The organism is Robertmurraya massiliosenegalensis JC6 (genome assembly GCF_000311725.1).
GTDB classification, from domain to species: domain Bacteria; phylum Bacillota; class Bacilli; order Bacillales; family Cytobacillaceae; genus Robertmurraya; species Robertmurraya massiliosenegalensis.
In genome coordinates, this window is the sequence record NZ_HE978511.1 from 287891 (window position 1) to 306934 (window position 19044).

Below are 19044 nucleotides of genomic sequence, written 5' to 3' on the forward strand. Positions count from 1 at the left end.
CTATTGGCTACATCAACTTTCCTTAACATTAATTAAAAATTAACTAGAAAGAGGATGATGTATAGTTCTTCATGCTTCCCAACAACACAAAAAGACTACCTTTCCTGTTAAAATCGCTACAGGAAAAGTAGTCTTTAGATTGAAATAAGAAAATAAAGCAACTATGACGAAAAAATCTGTGAAGGTTTCGACCTTTAAATGAGGTGAAATTCTCCTTCATAATTGCTATAAATCAAACGACAAACATTTATAGGTTTTTATTTCCCTTGCTGTTTGTTCATGGCAGCCATCATTTGATTGATTTTCTTCTGCGATGGTTTTTGTCCCATTTGCATCATCATCATTTTAAGCATCTGTTCGTTGATTGGCGGATTTTTCTTTAAGTAGCTCATCATATATCGTCGAGCAATGAAAAATCCTATTGCTACTCCACCAAGTAGAGCAACTACGATTAGTAGATATCCCCACCAAACCATTTTACTTCCTCCTTCATGTTGTCTATCATACAGTGTACTAGACCAAAGGCTATTATACAATATTTGCAGGGAATTTTCCTATATTTGTGGAAGGTTTTCTAAAAATTAATGAAAAAACATGCGCAAGTTGATAAGCATGAGCACGCACTAGACAAATTTTCGTTCTTTAATTGGCTTTAACCAACCATAACGATCGTTTCTTAAGTCTACAGCCAAAAACGCTCCTTCATTCTTTCTCAACACTTCAAAAAAACATGTCTCCGCTTCATAACTTCCTTCTGCTTCAATCATCAAAAATCGATCAAACACTTCTAATTTTGCTCTACTACTTTTGCCATAGTCAATCCTATAAACGCCATTTTCAAAAGAATAGCCTGCAGTATTTTGCATCTGCTGTTGGATGTATTGATGGAGACGAATACTAGGAATCGGTTTCGTAATATACACAATTTGTTTCGTAATGATAGAATAAAGCTCTCCCAACGCTACTTCATATTCTTTAAACAGTCGAAAAAACATCGATTCTCTTCCGAAATAATGGGAGGCAAATTCATCTGTAATTATGTATAATTGATAACTTCTCAACCATAACTCCTCCTTCATTAACACTCTTTTTTTCATTATATTAAAAATTTGAGCAAATGTTTGTCTTAAATAGTTGAAAAATTCCGCTTATTTTGTCGAAAATCATTTTTTTTGCTAGATTTTTTTACAATAAAAAAATAGGACCGATTCGAGTGTTCGAATCAGCCCTATTTTTTCTATCTTTTATTTGTTAAGCATTGCTTTAACTCTCGCTACAACATTTTGAACAGTAAATCCGTACTCTTCCATGATTTTTTCACCTGGAGCTGATGCACCAAATTGATCAATTGCTAAAACATCGCCTTCATCACCTGTGTAACGGTGCCAACCTAGGGATGTTGCCATTTCAATTCCTAAACGTTTCTTCACACTCTTCGGAATAACACTTTCCTTATATTCCTGAGATTGTTTTTCAAAACGATGCCATGAAGGCATACTTACAACAGAAGCATGAATACCCTCACTCTCAAGAGACTTTTGTGCTTCAACTGCTAAAGATACTTCAGATCCTGTAGCAAGTAAAAGCACATCAGGGGTGTCCGTATTAGCAGGTGAAACAACATAGGCACCCTTAGAAACACCTTCATAGGCATTCTCTGCTGTCTTATTCAATGTTGGTAAGTTTTGTCGAGTAAGTACAAGCGCTGTTGGACGATCTGTTGATTCAACTGCAAGCTTCCATGCAGCAGCTGTTTCATTCCCATCCGCTGGGCGTAATACATCGAGATTTGGCATCGCTCTTAAGCTAGCTAACTGTTCTACAGGCTCGTGGGTTGGTCCATCTTCACCGACCGCAATACTATCATGTGTAAATACGTAAGTGACTGGTAAGTTCATTAGTGCAGCTAAACGGATAGCTGGACGTAAGTAATCTGAGAACACAAAGAATGTTCCACCGAATACTTTTAATCCACCATGAAGAGCCATTCCGTTCAAGGCAGCTCCCATTGCGAATTCACGCACTCCAAACCAAATATTTCTTCCTTCAAATGTCTCAGGTGTGAAATCACCCACACCTTTAATCGTCGTCTTATTCGAACCAGCTAAGTCAGCTGAACCACCGATTAAGTATGGAAGATTCTTAGCAATTGCATTTAACGCTTCTCCAGAGGACGCACGGCTTGCTAAGCTCTTACCTTCTTCATAAACTGGTAAATCTTGATCCCAACCTTCAACTAAAGTACCATTGTTAGCTGTTTCAAACTGAGTAGCTAATTCTGGATGTGCTTTCTTGTAAGAAGCAAATAAATCATTCCACTCTTTTTCTTTCTTTTCCCCATTTTCCGCAACAAGCTGTTTAAATTGCTCGTATACTTCAGTAGGCACATGGAAGTCTTCTTCAAATGTCCACTGGTAGGCTTCTTTCGTTAGCTGTAATTCATCAGCACCTAATGGAGCACCATGAACATCGGATTTCCCTGATTTATTCGGAGAACCATAACCAATGACAGTTCTAACTTCAATCATTGTTGGATGGGTTTCATCACCCTTTGCTTCCTCAAGTGCTTTCGCAATCTCTTCAAGATCATTTCCGTCTTCAACACGAATATATTGCCATCCGTAAGATTTGAATCGTTTTTCAATACTTTCAGAGAATGAACGGTCCAAATCACCATCAAGGGAAATATCATTGGAATCATATAACACAACTAGCTTGCCGAGTTTTAAATGACCTGCTAGTGAAGCTGCTTCAGCTGAAACACCTTCCATTAAATCGCCATCACCGCAAATACTGTATGTATAATGGTCAACAAGCTCATAATTCTCTTTATTATAGACAGCGGCCAAATGTCTTTCTGCCATTGCCATCCCAACAGCCATAGAAATTCCTTGACCTAATGGACCTGTTGTTGCATCAACACCTGCTGTATGACCATATTCAGGGTGTCCTGGAGTTTTACTTCCCCACTGACGAAATTCTTTTAAGTCTTCAATTGAAAGATCATAGCCTGACAAATGTAAAAGGCTATATAAAAGCATGGAACCATGTCCAGCAGATAATACGAAACGATCCCGGTTGAACCATTGCGGATTTTTCGGATTATGGTTCATGTATCTTGTCCATAGTGTGTATGCCATTGGAGCTGCTCCCATAGGCATTCCAGGATGTCCTGAATTCGCCTTCTCAATCGCATCAATGGATAGTGTTCTTATTGCGTTAACCGATAATGCATCAACTTGTCCAAACATTTATTGTACCCCTCCTATAATTAGCTCACATAAGTGAATTTTCGATAATAATCAAATATCTTATTACCTCGGATTTCTACCCTTTCTTAACAGAACGAAATCCACTCTCCCTATTAAATATATAGTGGACCACTTGTTTTCTCAACAAAAAAGTCCAATTTGTTCCTATTTTGCCACTTTACATCCCGAACTATGTGTTGATAAATTATAATACAAGGCTGTTTACTTACCTACTATGGTTATTGGAATGGTCATAACGCCTGTATTCTAATTTGGACGTAGCACAAGTACCAGTACTACGGATAAAATGTGGTAACTCTTTTCCCTTGCCACGTTAAAACTTAGTAATGCCGTTTAATCGCCATAAGTTTTTTGAAAAGAGCCCAATACAAAAAGGAATACAGTCCATTGTATTCCTTCAAAAAATTAATGTGATTTGTTTTTATTCTGATATTCCTTTAGCTTTTTCGGAGTAACGTCATTTCCTTTTGGATCAATAACGGTAACACCCTTTAACGTATTTAACATTGATGAACGAAAAGTCTCCAAATATTCCTTCCTGAGCATGGACTGTTCTTTTGCTTCTTCTTCTGTTAAACTCCCTTGCTTTGCCTTTTTAGCTAACTCATTAATCCTAGCCAATTTTTCTTTTGATAGCATATTTAAGCTCCTTTTTTCTTGATCACGTGTATGGATACTTATATGATAATTGTACTTATAGAAAGAATTGAATGATTCTAATTCACAAAGTAAGCAAGTTTCATATTACTAGAATCTATACGTGAATACAAGAAAAGAGCCTAAGCTTCTGTCGTATTCAATTTCTCCATATATTCCTGATATCGACGGTGAACAGTTGCTTTTGAAACAGGATAACCAAATCCTCTTAATGTGGCAGCGATCTCTGCAAAGGTTAACTCATTTCGTCGTAAACGAACAATTTCTTCTATTGGTATTTCTAGTTTTTCTCTTCCACTGTTAATGCCAAGATTTTTGAGGTTCCTTTGAGGTTCATATCCATCTTTAATGGCTCTTTTCATTCCTCTTTTAATCTTACTATTATGTAATTTTCTCTGATACTCTTCGACCATGCCAACAATTTGCAAAACCATTGAATCTGATTCTGATATTTGTAGTTCTCCATTATGAGCAATCGTATATAAAGTTACATTCTCTTTCATAATGCAATGTAGGAGGGCGATTTTTGCATTTCCCCTTCCAAGTCTCGTCTCATCTTGAATAAGAACCGCTTTTACATCTTTATCTTTGATGAGCGAAAGCAACTCTAAAATTCCATCACGTTCATAATCATAACCACTGACTTGTTCTTTTATCACTTTAACCACATCAAATTGATATTGTGTTGCTAAGCTGAGCAATTCTTCTTCCTGTCTCACTAATGATGTTTCCTGTGTATCTTTTTTTGTACTAACACGACAATAGATAATAGCTTTTAACATAATATTCTTTATTCCGTTTCCCTACTACTGGCAATATACAATCTGTCCTTTTTAACAGGAATGACGATAGAATCTCCAACATATAGCGCATCGTCTATTTTATTTGCTTGCTTAACCCAATGAATAAACTCTTTTGGTGAAAGCTGATGCTCTTCAGCATATGTTTTAGACAAATTCCATAAGGAATCTCCTTCCTCAACTTTTATCGATAAATAATCTTCTTCTATAGAAGTTGGTGACTGATCTGCCAACATAAACGTTAAAACACAACTTAAACCGATTAAAATAATAGCATAACAATATTGATTCCATAACTTTTTCATATTTTTCCACACCTCAAATTAAGAATGTATGTTCGTTGTTAAGGTAATTATAATACGAACATTTGTTTTTAGTCAACAAAAAATTCGAACTTATGTTTGTATCAGTTGGAAATACATGCTATAATCAAAGCAAGAAATAGAATTCGAGGTGTGTAATATGGTAAAGCTATCAAAAAGACAGCAAGATATTCTTGAATTTATAAAAGATGAGGTCAAATTAAAGGGATATCCACCGTCCGTAAGAGAAATCGGGGAAGCTGTTGGCCTCGCATCTAGCTCAACCGTTCATGGACATTTAGCTAGACTTGAAAGTAAAGGGCTTATCCGCAGGGATCCGACCAAACCACGTGCAATTGAAATTTTAGAAGCTGATGAAGAAGCAAATATCCCAAAAAGCAGAGTAGTGAATGTACCAGTAGTTGGAAAAGTAACAGCAGGTTTACCTATCACAGCAATTGAAAACGTTGAAGAATTCTTTCCATTACCAGAGCGCTTTGCGGCTGATGATGAACATGTATTTATGCTCGAAATTATGGGCGAAAGTATGATTGAGGCTGGAATTCTAGACGGAGATTACGTGATTGTGAGACAGCAGCAATCTGCTAGTAACGGAGATATTGTTGTAGCAATGACTGAAGAAGATGAAGCAACTGTTAAACGCTTCTTTAAAGAAAAGGACTACATCCGCCTGCAACCGGAAAACTCAACAATGGAACCTATCATCTTAAGAAATGTATCCATTTTAGGTAAAGTAATCGGCGTTTATCGTCATATACACTGAACATATCAATCTCGCAAAAGCAGGTTATCCTGCTTTTTTCTTTTTCCACGAATGAAATTCTTTACAGTGTGACAAATTAGCTTTAAAGAAACCTCGGAGGGACTGATATGTATGAGCAAACTTATTTCTCAATTTTTAATTAGCTTAATTTCCTCTTCACTTGTTATGAAATACAATTTAAAATGGCACAGGAAAATTATCCTGATGTTCACTCCTCTTTTTCTCCTTTTTACAATATTTCAGACCGAATATATCATTATGCGAGTGAAGGAAAAAGCTGCCAATGAAAAGCTTTGTTAACGGTTTGCTACTAATTCGTTCTAGGGCTGTCCAAAAATTTGAAAATCATTACTAATAAGCAATAATCAATGGAATCCTATTGCTACATACATCAAAAAATAAACATTTGCAGTATGACTGGTGCCCCTTTTGGCGGCATATCTTCTGTTTTTAATGTGATTTCTCCATTCGCAACTTCATAGCTTTCCTTTGGTTGCAGTACTCCGTTTATAAAAAGGTTCATGTAAGAGACTTTTGAAGGCTCTAAAATTTCTTGTTTGCCTATTTCAACAAGTCCATCCTCTTCTTTAAAAACCTTGGAATCTCCATTTGATATCGCAAAATATTCATATACTTTTACTTTTTTAGGGACACGATGGAATGACTTAATTGAAGGCACAGTCGGAATTGTCAAATATGGTTTTGATGAAGTTCTAGAACGAGTATTTTTTTGAGATACCATTCCTTATTCACTCCTTCTTTATTTCTCTTCCCATCAACATTATATAAATTTGTCCTGAATCGGTGCTTGGACTTATATGATTTACCTTTTAGTTTAGTCAACAAATGATTTGAAGCATAACATGCTAGAAAAGAGGAAAGGAGAGTTGAATATGCCTCTACAAATTATGAAACTTGCCATTACTGCTGACTCAACGATCGGTACTTTTCCAACTGTTGAAAGATTTTTCAATGAAGCCGAGGCTCAAGTAGTAGGTGAAGGCACCTTAACCATTGCTGTTGACGATTTTTGGACGGATACCGGAGCAGATGCCACTACACTTCCAGAATTAGTTGCAGATAATAGTTACATTAATGTATATGTGAATGGTGTACTGCAAATGGATGACCTAATTGCCTACACACCAGGTGGTACAGGTGTAGGACAATTAGTCATTAGCGTTCCTGCCGATTCAACAATTGAAGCAAGTTCTCCTATTGTCTTAGTCGTTACAAACTTTGCTCCAACTAGTGATACGACGATTATTACGTAATCGAATAAATAAACTCCGAAATTTCAATGATTATTTTTCGATCAGCCAATTTCTAATATTCAATAAAAAACCCTCAATACAAAAAGTATTGAGGGTTTTTGAAAGATTAATACATTTGCATATATTGTTCTCTTTCCCATGGATGAACTTGTGTTCTAAACATATCCCATTCGATCTCTTTTGCTTCTAAGAAATGCTCCAGAATGTGCTCTCCAAGTGCAGCAGTCATTGTTTCGTCTGCCTTAAGTTGATCAAGCGCTTGTGATAAAGTGGCTGGTAAATCAACGATACCTTCTTCAATTCGCTCTTCTCTAGACATTACATAGATGTTACGGTCTACTGGAGCTGGAGGAGTTAAGTTGTTCTTAATTCCGTCAAGACCAGCACTTAGTAGTGTAGCCATTGCTAAGTAAGGGTTAGCAGATGGATCTACGCTTCTTACCTCAACACGAGTGCTTAGACCACGAGAAGCTGGAATACGAATTAATGGTGAACGGTTTCTAGCAGACCATGCTACATAACAAGGAGCTTCGTATCCAGGTACTAAACGCTTGTAAGAGTTAATTGTTGGATTTGTTACTGCTGTAAAGGCTGGTGCATGCTTGATAATTCCAGCGATAAATTGACGAGCTGTATCACTAAGCTCTAAGTTTCCTGATGGGTCATAGAATGCATTTTCACCATTCTTAAATAATGAAACGTTGCTGTGCATTCCAGAGCCGTTTACACCGAATAATGGTTTAGGCATGAATGTTGCATGTAAACCATGCTTACGAGCGATCGTTTTCACTACTAGTTTAAAAGTTTGAATTTGATCACATGCTGTGATTGCATCTGCATATTTGAAATCAATTTCGTGCTGTCCAGGTGCTACTTCATGGTGAGAAGCTTCAATTTCAAAGCCCATTTCCTCTAATTCTAACACGATATCACGACGGCAGTTTTCCCCTAAATCAGTTGGTGCTAAGTCGAAGTAACCGCCTGCATCGTTTAGCTCAAGTGTTGGTTCACCTTTTTCATCTAACTTGAATAAGAAGAATTCTGGCTCAGGTCCAAGATTGAAATCGGTGAATCCTAACTCTTCCATTTCTTTTAAAATACGACGTAAGTTATTACGCGGATCTCCTAAGAATGGAGTGCCATCTGGATTGTAAATGTCACAAATTAAACGTGCAACTTTACCTTTTTCAGCAGTCCAAGGGAAGATAACCCATGTATCTAAATCAGGATATAAGTACATGTCAGATTCTTCGATACGAACAAATCCTTCAATAGAGGAACCGTCAAACATCATTTTATTGTCTAATGCTTTTTCTAGCTGACTGATTGGAATCTCAACATTCTTGATAGTTCCTAAAATGTCAGTGAACTGTAGACGGATAAACTTTACGTTTTCCTCACTTGCCAATCGTTTGATATCATCTTTTGTAAACTTTGCCATTCTACTTCCTCCCTATTTTTACTTCTATTAGGCTATTCCCAACTTTTAAAATGCTAGGATACGCCTTTTATGACTTAAAAAAGCGAGACATATCTCCTTGACGAAGGGAAGAACGATTGAAACGACCAGCTTGCATCATTTCACTTCTTAAAATCTTCCTCAATTCATCATCAGATAATTCACGTCTTACTTTTTTAGCTTCCTTTTCCATCTCCTCAGTTACCACTTCTTTCTCTTTAACAGAGAAAAGTTGCTTGATCCCAGCAAGATTAACCCCTTGATCAATAAGATCTTTTATCTCAAGCAAAAGGTCAATATCATTCAGAGAAAACATTCTCCTATTGCCTTCTGTCCGAGCTGGAGAAATCAATTGATGTTCTTCATAGTAGCGGATTTGCCGAGCAGTTAAATCAGTTAATTGCATCACAATTCCAATTGGAAATAGTGGCATCGTACGACGAATTTCACTTCCGCTCATGCGATTTTCTCTCCACCTTTCTATCATGCTTTTATTATATGTAATGTTAGTTTTTCTGTCAACAGATGTTAGGTTATATTACATGATTTTTTTAAAGTTTATTTTTTTGGGCTATTTACCTAGTATTTTTCCTGCCATCTATTCTATAATGAGTAGTTTCTTTTCTAATAAATGGTTTAATGCGATGCAAATAGCCATTTTGACATGGGAATATGTTAGTCCTCCTTGTACATACGCCACATATGGTGGACGTGTCGGACCATCGGCAGTTAATTCGATACTTGCACCTTGGATAAATGTTCCTGCCGCCATAATAACGTCATCTTCATAGCCTGGCATATAGCTAGGGTATGGTGTTACATGCGAATTAATCGGAGAGGAAAATTGAATTGCTTGGCAAAAAGCAACCATTTTCTCCCGATCATCAAACTGAACGGACTGAATTAAATCTGTTCGCGGAGCATTCCACTTCGGATTCGTGTTCATCCCTAGCTTCTCCAGTGTCGCTGCAGTTAGGATCGCTCCCTTTAACGCTTGTCCAACGATATGTGGAGCCATAAAAAACCCCTGATACATTTCTTGCAGGCTATAGAGGGAAGCTCCTGCTTCTCTTCCTATTCCAGGAGATGTAAGTCGATACGAACAGGCTTCAACCCATTCCTCTTTCCCTACAATGTAGCCACCGGTCTTTGCAAGTCCTCCACCTGGATTCTTAATAAGTGAACCTGCCATTAAGTCTGCCCCAACATGACAAGGCTCTAAATCCTCCACAAATTCCCCATAACAATTATCAACAAACACCACGACATTCGGATTAATTGCTTTAACAAAATCGATCATTTCTTTTATTTGTTTCACCGTAAAGGAAGGGCGATTCGCATAGCCTTTAGAACGTTGAATGCCAATCATTTTTGTATTTTCTTTCATTGCAACTTCGATTGCAGGATAGTCGACATCCCCTTCTAAAGTTAAGGGAACACTATTATATGAAATTCCATATTCTTTAAGCGATCCTACTCCACTTCCCCTAATGCCGACTATTTCTTCAAGTGTATCATAAGGCTTTCCAGTTATATAAAGTAGCTCTTCTCCTGGTCTAAGAACCCCAAAGAGGGCGATGGAAATGGCGTGTGTTCCTGAAATGATTTGTGGTCTAACCAACCCTGCTTCTCCACCTAAAACCTCTGCATAAATAGTTTCTAATGTGTCCCTTCCGATATCATCGTACCCATATCCTGTTGTCGGAATAAAGTGGGAGTCACTTACACGATGATTTTGAAAACTAGAGAGGACACGAAATTGATTACGGTCAATTCTTTCATCAATCTCCTTGTGTATTCCTTGTACCTGTACTTCTACTTCTCTGATTACTTTTTCTAATTGATCCCCGAAGGTTAATTGTTGAAACATGCTGTTCTCCTTCTATCAAGAAATATCATTTTGTGTCTTTGCATGAATGGAGTATTTATGAAGCTGACCAAGTATTTGATGGTCCGTTAAACAATAGCCTTTGCAAACGTATACTTGTTTTTCCTCATCAAAGTTAAGTTCTCTTAAGATCGTCTCGTTCTTCAGTTGGGACAAAAGCTTCCCTTCTACTGAAGGCACCTCAACATGATAGAACTCCATTGATTGCAGTACAATCTGCTCAATCTTTTTCTTTAATGTGATTCGATCGAACTCGTCAAATGCACTGATAAGAATCGAATCCGTTTTTGCTGTCGGGACAAAATTTTCATGCTGCCTATCCCTTTTATTGTACACCGTTAGTTGAGGAATTTGTTGGACTTCTAAATCCTCCAATAACTTGTGGACAGTTTGTTCGTGCTGAAAATAATCTTCATTCGACATATCGACGAGATGGAGAATTAAATCTGCCTCCCGTACTTCTTCTAGGGTTGAGCGAAAGGCCGCAATTAACGTGGTCGGCAAGTCTTGAATAAACCCTACTGTATCTGTTAGAAGGGTCCCAAACCCACTTGGCAAAATCATTTTCCTTGTCATCGGATCAAGGGTCGCAAATAATTGATTTTCTTCAAACGAGTTAGCTTCTGTCAAACGGTTGAATAATGTTGATTTTCCCGCATTTGTATAGCCTACCAAAGCAATTTGGAATGCCTTATTTTTCTTGCGTCTTTCTCGATAACGTTCACGGTGCAAAACAATGACACTAAGCTGAGACTTAATATCATCAATTCTTCGACGAATATGACGACGATCACTTTCTAACTTCGTTTCACCTGGTCCCCTTGTGCCGATTCCTGCCCCTAGTCTTGAAAGCTGAAGCCCTTGTCCACCAAGTCTCGGGAGAAGATACTGAAGCTGAGCAAGTTCAACCTGTAACTTGCCCTCTTTGGAGCGAGCTCTCGTGGCAAATATATCTAAGATCAATTGTGTCCGATCGATGATCCGTGCTTCGAGTTCTGAAGACAGATTTCTCACCTGACTGGGAGACAATTCATCATTGAATATAATCAACTCGATTTCAAGCTCCTCTTCAAGCGCTTTCAACTCAGCAACCTTGCCTTTTCCTATGTATGTAGATGGATGAATCCGCTCTCTCTTTTGAATTAATTTCGCCACTACTTTTCCTTTTGCAGTTTCAGTTAGGGATTCTAACTCGTCCATTGAATATTGATAGCGAAGGTCATCTTCCGTCGTTTGGCATCCTACGATGACCACTTTTTCAATGCTCATTTCCTTATCCAACAAATAGTTTCCTCCTATTTTTCAGCCTCTTATTAGTGAGTACTTTAAGCAAAAATGTTAGTAAAGAATACACTCCGACTTCATCATATCAAAAAAAATAACGCAACACGAATTTGTAAGAAATATTTCTTGAACAAATAACTTTCTAAGGGAACATCTTCCATGTTAAAATCATATTGTTTTGCAATGTGAATGACAGCTTAGAGGAGAGTACAAGTATGACATGGGAAGTATTAAGTATGATTGGAACCATCGCCTTTGCGATCAGTGGTGCGATTATTGCGATGGAAGAAGAGTACGATATTTTAGGCGTTTATATTTTAGGGATCGTGACAGCCTTTGGTGGAGGAGCAATACGCAACTTATTGATAGGGGTACCGGTTTCTGCGTTATGGGAGCAAGGACTGTTTTTCCAAATCGCCCTTTTATCCATTACGATCGTTTTCCTGTTTCTAAATAATTTACTGAAATTATGGCAAAGATGGGGCAATTTCTTTGATGCAATCGGCCTTTCTGCATTCGCCATCCAAGGGGGAATTTATGCAGTAGAGATGGGCTTGCCAATAAGTGCTGTTATTGTTGCATCTGTTCTAACTGGTAGCGGTGGGGGAATCATCCGCGATTTGCTTGCAGGGAGGAAGCCTCTCGTATTGAGTGCTGAAATCTATGCCGTTTGGGCCATTCTTGCTGGAATAGCTATTGGTTTAAAATTAACCGTTACTTCCTTTGAGCTCTATGCCCTGTTTGTCGTTATTACTGTTTTACGGGTTTTATCATATACTTACAACTGGAAGCTACCGAAACGATTAGATATAACAAATAGCGTTTTGAAATTAGCTCAATCAAAAAATCGAAATATCCACGGATAAGTTTATTTTCGAACAAAGAAGGCTGACTCGAAACAAGAGTCAGCCTTCCTCTATTCATCGAGTATTAAATCGTTACTGCGAATTGTCATCAACTCATGGCGATCATAATGATTTTGCATAAGCAATCGCATGGACTGTGCCCGAATCGATTTTTCGATCACGTTCCGCATATACCTTCCGTTAGAAAAACTCGTTATATTTAACGATGTCTTGATCCAATATAAATGTTCACGTAACCTTTTCTCCGCCTCATGACTTAATGTATACTCTTTTTCGCAAAGCATCTTTTCTCCAATTTCCATTAATTGATCGATCGTATAGTCCGGAAAATCTATAACGAGTGGAAAGCGAGAATATAGTCCGGGGTTTAAAGTTAAAAATTGGTCCATCTCTCTTGAATAACCGGCAAGAATAAGAATGAAATCATGCTGCTTATCTTCCATATGTTTGACCATCGTATCGATCGCTTCTTTGCCAAAATCCTTCTCACCGCCACGTCCTAAGCTATATGCTTCGTCTACAAATAAAATGCCCCCCATCGCCTTTTTGATTAGATCGCGCGTCTTTTGAGCGGTGTGGCCAATGTATTCCCCAACTAAATCAGCTCTTTCTGCTTCAATTAGATGGCCTTTAGAGAGGACATTCATTTTTTGAAAAAGCTTGCCAATCAACCTTGCAACTGTTGTTTTACCCGTCCCAGGATTTCCTTTAAACATCATGTGAAGAGCCTGTTTTCCAACTTTCAACCCTTCTTCTTCTCGCTTTTTATTAATGTATATCCAAGCATAGATTTCCTTTATCGTTTTTTTCATTTCTTCCATTCCAACCAATGTACCAAGTTCCTCTTCGATTTCCTTTAAAGCCGCATGTTCTTGCGGTATCGTCTTTGGAACCATTGTTGCATCCGGCAACTCTTTCGCAAGTGTTTTTCTTTTTTGTGAATTAAGTACAATGCTGATCTGACCGTTATTTTTCATACGAAAAGGTTGGTCCAAAGCTTTCACCTCACATTTCTAAAAGCTGTTTTCTCTAGATGAGTTCAAGTCATATTTGATAGTTGGGTGAATCGGCCATGTTTATCATAAAGCACAGCTTCTCCAAATAAAAAGAGTGATTTACCATCATCATACTCATAAACCTTGTGATTCGTGACAATCGCCTATTTTTTGTACTTACTAAAATGGTTAACTATACTATATGTATTCAATACAAACCTATTTCATTAAGGTTTTTCATAAAAACCATACAACAACAAAAAGACTCACTTCATCTAATCTGAAGTGAGTCTTTCTTGATCAATTTATGATGATTGTGCTGGATTATCTAAATCAATTTGCACATTTCGTTGCGGTGCAAAAGTTGAAATCGCATGCTTATAAACGAGTTGTTGCTTGCCTTCTGATTCAAATAAAACGGTGAAATTATCAAAACCTTTTATTTGACCTCTTAATTGGAAGCCATTTAATAAAAAGACTGTTACGCTGCTGCCGTCCTTACGCAATTGGTTTAAAAATTGATCTTGAATATTAATGGATTGTTTCATCATGGGATCCTCCTCTTTTATCTCTACTAATATGTATTCGATTTTATTTCTAGCTTTCCTTCAATATACGTGGAAATTTCCGCAATTTTTTTCTGAAACGTTGCGTTTGTCGTCACATCTGTCATATCGAACCACTGAACATCCATTTTGTTACGAAACCACGTCAGCTGTCGTTTTGCATAGCGACGCGAATTTTGCTTTAATTGTTCAACAGCTGTATCCAACGGGCTATCCCCATCGAAATATTCGTACAACTCCTTATAACCAATCGCTTGGATCGAACCACAGTCTCTAAGACCAGAATCATACAACCCTTTCACTTCTTCCAACAGTCCCTGATCGATCATCATATTGACTCTTTTATCAATCCGTTGATATAGCTGTTCTCTTTCCATCGTTAAGCCAATTAATGCCGTGTCATAACATAAATCATGAGTTTGTTTTTCCTGAAACTCAAAACTCGTCTTGCCAGTACAATGGAAAATTTCGAGCGCTCTTATCACTCTGCGAAGATTGTTCGGATGAATGCTTTCAGCTCCAACTGGGTCCACTTGCAGAAGTTCTTTGTATATCACTTCTTTTCCTTCCCGTTCCGCCCTTATTTCGAGATTTCTGCGAAACGTTTCGTCTGAGGGCGCATCTGAAAACTGATAATCATGAATAACCGATTGTATGTACAAGCCTGTACCACCAACAATCATCGGTAGCTTTTGGCGACTCGTGATTTCATTGATTTTTTCTCGAACAAGCGATTGAAACTCTGCAACAGAAAAGGATTCATTCGGCCATTTAATATCAATTAAATGATGGGGGACTCCCTCCATCTCCTCAGTTGATATTTTTGCGGTGCCAATATCCATTCCTTTATAAATTTGCATTGAATCTCCGCTGATAATTTCTCCGTTGAACCGCTTGGCCAATTCAATACTCATTTTTGTCTTTCCTACAGCAGTAGGTCCGATTAATACAAGGACTTTCTTTTTACTACTGTCCACTTCCTCCACGCCTTTACTATCCATTTGTGTTCTATGCAGAAGAACTGCTGATTATCATCGTAACACATTTAAAGGCTATTTTCTTCAATTGTAATATTTTTTAACAATTATATAGGTTAAATTTTGCATGCTCTTCCTCTTTCTCATACATTCAACATTTATCAAGTATGTCCAAAAATATCCAGTCTATTCAGACACACCTGTTAATTTACAAATATTCCATTTAACATTACATTTCGTTAACGATTCGATAACAACCCCCTAAATCGACAACTTCCATGCTAATTTATATAAAGACATGCTCAAATAGACATAAACAACTTGAATAGGTGGGAAAATAAATGCTTTCAGCAAATGAAATAGGAATTGATTTAGGAACTGCAAATATACTGGTCTACAGCAAAAATAAAGGGATTACCTTAAATGAACCTTCTTTAGTCGCCGTTGATGTGCGTACCAAGAAAATTATCGCCTTCGGTCATGAAGCAAAAGAAATGGTTGGAAAAACACCACAAAATATTCGTGTAATTCGTCCTCTTAAAAATGGAGTAATTGCCGATTATGATGTTACAACAGAGCTTCTTAAAATCATTATGAGACATGCCATTAATAAATCTGGGGTAAATGTACGAAAACCAAATGTCGTCATCTGTACTCCTTCAGCTGCTACGAGTGTAGACAAAAGAGCGATCCAAGATGCCGCACGAAATGCTGGGGCAAAGCAGGTCTTTTTAATTGAAGAACCTGTTGCGGCTGCGATCGGTTCAGGACTTCCAGTTGATGAACCTGTTGCCAATATGATTGTTGATATCGGCGGAGGTTCTACTGAAGTGGCGATCATCTCCTTTGGTGGTGTCGTCGCATGCCAATCAATTAACATCGGAGGAGATCGCCTCGATGAAGAAATTATTCAATACATTCGGAAAGCCTATAATGTTCTAATTGGTGAAAGGACATCAGAACAAATAAAGATGGAAATTGGCTATGCACTCGTGGACCATCAGGAATTAAAGATGGAGGTCCGTGGGAGAGATTTAGTTACGGGGCTACCGAAAACAATTACCCTATCATCCTATGAAATTCGTGAAACATTAAAAGAATCATTGCTCCATATGCTAGAAGCCATTCGTGCTACATTAGAAGAATGTCCTGCAGAGCTTAGCGGTGATATCGTTGATCGAGGAGTTGTTTTAACAGGTGGCGGCTCTCTGTTAAACGGAATGGAAGAATGGCTAAGCAAAGAAATTTTCGTACCTGTTCAACTCTCAGAAAATCCACTAGAGGCTGTTGCATTAGGAACAGGAGAATCATTAAGTATTATGAAAAAACTTCGTCAAGCTGCGAAATAAATAATCATAAAAAAGAGGTTGTATAATTTTCGTGATTATACAACCTCTTAACATATATGCAATATGATTAACGACCTTGGTGATTTCCGTGGTGTCCATGATGTCCACCATGGTGATGATGACCATGATGTCCATGATGGTGTCCACCTTGTCCGCCATAGTATCCACCACTACCAACACCGCCGCCTAAAAGAGCTCCGCCAAGTAGTCCTGCTCCAAAACCAAGCAATCCTGCTCCAGCTCCTGGATAACCATAGCCAGCTGGATATCCTCCGTAAGGCCCATACCCTGGACCATAACCCGCTCCGTAACCAGTACCTGGATAACCATAGCTACCTGGAACATTGTAGCCATATCCGAATTGTCTTGAATCGTCTTTGCCCTTATATTGTTTTGTCATATTATTACCTCCCCTTTTATGAAGTTAGTCCATTATATGAACCGTTCTCATAAAAGGGAAGCTATGGACAAGCTAATTGGGCCCTATCCTAGTCCCATTCTTATCCATCCTATGACTCAACCGTTTTTTTTCGCAATGTATTAAAATATATAAAAATCGGTAAAGGGATAATGATAAAACCTAGACTTTTAATGATTTGGTTTTTTGCATTATTACGTTGAATTTCTTTATCATCTTCTTTCATTTGTTCATACTCTGCCCGTAGCTGTTCATCTGTTAGTTGTACTGGTGGTTGTCCCTCTATTTTTTCTCCTTCTCTCATCATTTTGAAATCTGTAAACGTCTGATAATAAGAAGGTGGACTAACCAAATCAGCTGTTGCCATAAAGATTGAAATTCCTCCCCCAATGACCATCATTAATGTTGCGAATAAGACCAGATACACATATAGGTGTCGAATCACACTTTCACCTCCTTCTTTACTTTTGGAAACAACAACAACAGCAAAAATAATCAAGACTAATATAATGAAAATAGGCAGCAGCGATAACAAAAACATAGAACCACCTCCACATCTAATACTATATATGACTGTTTTCTAATTTTCACACCAAAAATCATTGTGATAATCTACGGTTTGTATAAATTATGAAAATTAATAAAAAATAGAAAGAGTTTCATAAAAAAACGTTTAAACACTCACTTTATTGAGGAACAGGTTGATTGATGATCATGAAAGCTTCTCAAGTAGATGAAAAGATCAAAAAAGTGTATTCACTGTACCATAAAGCTCATGATGCATTTGTTGACACATGGCTAGAAGTGATTCTTTTTACACCAAGATGGTGGTTAGGGCTAGGATTAAGCGTTATCCCATGGATTTTATGGGTAAAACTACATAATCAACAAATTAGAGGAGATCTAATTCGAGCAGGTTTCTTTATGGCCATTATTGCTTTAATACTTGATTCCATAGGTCTTCAATTTGGTTTATGGCTCTATCCGTATAATGTTTTTCCATTTATTACAGCCTATTTACCATGGGATCTTTCTTTATTACCTATTTCGATCATGTTCATGATCGAAATTTTTCCCAATAGGCATCCTTTTATTAAAGGAATCATCTATGGAACACTGGCAGCATTTATCGGCGAACCGATTGCCATTTGGTTAGATTTATATGAACCTCTCTATTGGAAAAGCATTTATTCATTCCCCATCTATATTCTATTGTTCTTACTATGCAACCAAATCGCTAAAAGTAAAATATATACTGTGAATACCAAAAAGTAATTCTCTAAAAAATCATGAATAATCATTAAAAAACTGGATATCTTAATTAGCCCGAGCAAGTTAACCTCCACATCAGACTCCCATGATGCTTGCTCGGGAAATGCCAATCGTTTTAGCTACCTCTATCACTTTTACATGGAGTTTACATAATGTTGAATAAGTGAATGTATCATAAAAGAAAATGTACTTTTGAGGACTGTGAAGGAGGCAAAATGGTGGCAAACACCGTTATTAGCTTCGCTTAACTCATATTATTGGGGACCATACCATAAAAGAGTGAATCAAAAAATGGATTCACTCTTTTAACATGGAATATGTTCATAATAAATAGCACACCATAAGAAAAAATGGAGGTGCTACCAATGTTAGTCAATTTCTTTAGAATCTTTAATGCCATTGTGTTATGGACAATTGTAATCGTATTCCTTCCAAAACGCTCTTTAAAAAGGTTTTTGCCTGTGACTTTATTCTGTTCTGTTATCCTTTTAATTCAAACCCTTTTAAACCCTCTTTTCAATTGGTGGCAAGTAAAAGGTGGATATAAATACATGATATTTGATGCACTGGCATTCATATTAGGTCCATTCTTTACTATTAATATGTGGGTATTTCACTTTACATACAATAGATTTCCCTTGTATGCCCTTGTCAATTTAGTCAGTGATTTCATATTCGCTTATCTATTAAATCCGTTTTTTCAAAAATTAGGGCATTATAAATTGAAAAATTACACTTCTACCATCATATTTATCATTTTCTATTCTATGGCCTTATTGAATTATGCTTTTCAGAAACTTTTCGAAAAGCCAATTGTCCCAGAAAAACAATTAAATTAGCGTTAAGTAGGAATGACAAAAGCCGAGCAACATAACAAATTA

General features: G+C 37.4%; 22 protein-coding genes. 6 read left to right on the forward strand and 16 right to left on the reverse strand.

What is annotated here, in order from left to right; all coding sequences use genetic code 11:
• Positions 1–257 precede the first annotated feature (257 nt).
• The 6 genes from BMSHG_RS01560 to yneA form a co-directional block, all read right to left on the reverse strand.
• Positions 258–476 carry a YneF family protein gene (locus BMSHG_RS01560; RefSeq protein ID WP_019152671.1) on the reverse strand — a complete coding sequence of 73 codons (219 nt, stop codon included), beginning with the start codon at positions 474–476 and terminating at the stop codon, positions 258–260.
• 147 nt (positions 477–623) lie between these two features.
• Complete coding sequence (sirA, locus tag BMSHG_RS01565; RefSeq protein WP_019152672.1) at positions 624–1061, reverse strand: sporulation inhibitor of replication protein SirA; 438 nt, start codon at positions 1059–1061, stop codon at positions 624–626.
• Between the two features lie 183 nt (positions 1062–1244).
• Positions 1245–3251, reverse strand: a complete 2007-nt coding sequence (gene tkt / locus BMSHG_RS01570; RefSeq protein WP_019152673.1) for a transketolase — start codon at positions 3249–3251, stop codon at positions 1245–1247.
• Positions 3252–3677: 426 nt separating this feature from the next.
• The gene (locus tag BMSHG_RS01575; RefSeq protein ID WP_019152674.1) at positions 3678–3911 is read right to left on the reverse strand and encodes a DUF896 domain-containing protein; all 234 of its coding nucleotides are present in this window, start codon (positions 3909–3911) and stop codon (positions 3678–3680) included.
• 140 nt (positions 3912–4051) lie between these two features.
• Positions 4052–4711, reverse strand: a complete 660-nt coding sequence (locus BMSHG_RS01580; protein WP_019152675.1) for a YneB family resolvase-like protein — start codon at positions 4709–4711, stop codon at positions 4052–4054.
• An 8-nt stretch (positions 4712–4719) separates the two neighbouring features.
• The gene (gene yneA, locus BMSHG_RS01585; protein ID WP_019152676.1) at positions 4720–5034 is read right to left on the reverse strand and encodes a cell division suppressor protein YneA; all 315 of its coding nucleotides are present in this window, start codon (positions 5032–5034) and stop codon (positions 4720–4722) included.
• 157 nt (positions 5035–5191) lie between these two features.
• On the opposite strand from yneA, the gene lexA reads away from it, so the two are divergent.
• The gene (gene lexA / locus BMSHG_RS01590) at positions 5192–5815 is read left to right on the forward strand and encodes a transcriptional repressor LexA (RefSeq protein ID WP_019152677.1); all 624 of its coding nucleotides are present in this window, start codon (positions 5192–5194) and stop codon (positions 5813–5815) included.
• A 391-nt stretch (positions 5816–6206) separates the two neighbouring features.
• On the opposite strand, the gene BMSHG_RS01600 is transcribed toward lexA, so the two are convergent.
• The gene (locus BMSHG_RS01600; RefSeq protein WP_019152679.1) at positions 6207–6557 is read right to left on the reverse strand and encodes a DUF4183 domain-containing protein; all 351 of its coding nucleotides are present in this window, start codon (positions 6555–6557) and stop codon (positions 6207–6209) included.
• Positions 6558–6708: 151 nt separating this feature from the next.
• On the opposite strand from BMSHG_RS01600, the gene BMSHG_RS01605 reads away from it, so the two are divergent.
• On the forward strand, positions 6709–7089 hold the full coding sequence (locus tag BMSHG_RS01605; protein ID WP_019152680.1) for a DUF4183 domain-containing protein: 381 nt from the start codon (positions 6709–6711) through the stop codon (positions 7087–7089).
• Positions 7090–7195: 106 nt separating this feature from the next.
• Here the strand turns inward: BMSHG_RS01605 and glnA are convergent, their stop codons facing one another.
• The 4 genes from glnA to hflX form a co-directional block, all read right to left on the reverse strand.
• Positions 7196–8530 (reverse strand): type I glutamate--ammonia ligase, encoded by a 1335-nt coding sequence (glnA, locus tag BMSHG_RS01610; protein ID WP_019152681.1) that lies wholly within the window; start codon positions 8528–8530, stop codon positions 7196–7198.
• 67 nt (positions 8531–8597) lie between these two features.
• Positions 8598–9008 (reverse strand): MerR family transcriptional regulator, encoded by a 411-nt coding sequence (locus tag BMSHG_RS01615; protein ID WP_019152682.1) that lies wholly within the window; start codon positions 9006–9008, stop codon positions 8598–8600.
• A gap of 138 nt (positions 9009–9146) precedes the next feature.
• Entirely contained in the window at positions 9147–10418 is a 1272-nt protein-coding gene (locus tag BMSHG_RS01620; protein WP_019152683.1) for a methionine gamma-lyase family protein, read from the reverse strand.
• A 15-nt stretch (positions 10419–10433) separates the two neighbouring features.
• Positions 10434–11705, reverse strand: a complete 1272-nt coding sequence (hflX, locus tag BMSHG_RS01625; protein WP_392397241.1) for a GTPase HflX — start codon at positions 11703–11705, stop codon at positions 10434–10436.
• Positions 11706–11935: 230 nt separating this feature from the next.
• Here hflX and BMSHG_RS01630 point away from each other — a divergent pair, with 230 nt between their 5' ends.
• Positions 11936–12586 (forward strand): trimeric intracellular cation channel family protein, encoded by a 651-nt coding sequence (locus BMSHG_RS01630; protein WP_019152685.1) that lies wholly within the window; start codon positions 11936–11938, stop codon positions 12584–12586.
• 50 nt (positions 12587–12636) lie between these two features.
• Here BMSHG_RS01630 and spoVK read toward each other — a convergent pair whose 3' ends face one another.
• From spoVK to miaA, 3 genes are all read right to left on the reverse strand, one after another.
• On the reverse strand, positions 12637–13581 hold the full coding sequence (gene spoVK / locus BMSHG_RS01635) for a stage V sporulation protein K (RefSeq protein ID WP_019152686.1): 945 nt from the start codon (positions 13579–13581) through the stop codon (positions 12637–12639).
• 305 nt (positions 13582–13886) lie between these two features.
• Entirely contained in the window at positions 13887–14129 is a 243-nt protein-coding gene (gene hfq, locus BMSHG_RS01640; protein WP_019152687.1) for an RNA chaperone Hfq, read from the reverse strand.
• A gap of 26 nt (positions 14130–14155) precedes the next feature.
• Entirely contained in the window at positions 14156–15148 is a 993-nt protein-coding gene (gene miaA / locus BMSHG_RS01645) for a tRNA (adenosine(37)-N6)-dimethylallyltransferase MiaA (protein ID WP_051030892.1), read from the reverse strand.
• Positions 15149–15465: 317 nt separating this feature from the next.
• Here miaA and mreBH point away from each other — a divergent pair, with 317 nt between their 5' ends.
• Entirely contained in the window at positions 15466–16473 is a 1008-nt protein-coding gene (gene mreBH, locus BMSHG_RS01650) for a rod-share determining protein MreBH (protein ID WP_019152689.1), read from the forward strand.
• A gap of 67 nt (positions 16474–16540) precedes the next feature.
• On the opposite strand, the gene BMSHG_RS29215 is transcribed toward mreBH, so the two are convergent.
• Together BMSHG_RS29215 and BMSHG_RS01660 are read right to left on the reverse strand one after the other, a co-directional pair.
• Positions 16541–16873, reverse strand: coding sequence for a hypothetical protein (locus BMSHG_RS29215; protein ID WP_019152690.1), 333 nt, complete (start codon positions 16871–16873; stop codon positions 16541–16543).
• 109 nt (positions 16874–16982) lie between these two features.
• Complete coding sequence (locus tag BMSHG_RS01660; protein ID WP_019152691.1) at positions 16983–17432, reverse strand: hypothetical protein; 450 nt, start codon at positions 17430–17432, stop codon at positions 16983–16985.
• 167 nt (positions 17433–17599) lie between these two features.
• On the opposite strand from BMSHG_RS01660, the gene BMSHG_RS01665 reads away from it, so the two are divergent.
• Complete coding sequence (locus BMSHG_RS01665) at positions 17600–18166, forward strand: CBO0543 family protein (RefSeq protein WP_019152692.1); 567 nt, start codon at positions 17600–17602, stop codon at positions 18164–18166.
• 362 nt (positions 18167–18528) lie between these two features.
• Complete coding sequence (locus tag BMSHG_RS01670; protein WP_019152693.1) at positions 18529–19002, forward strand: hypothetical protein; 474 nt, start codon at positions 18529–18531, stop codon at positions 19000–19002.
• The last annotated feature ends 42 nt before the right edge of the window (positions 19003–19044 follow it).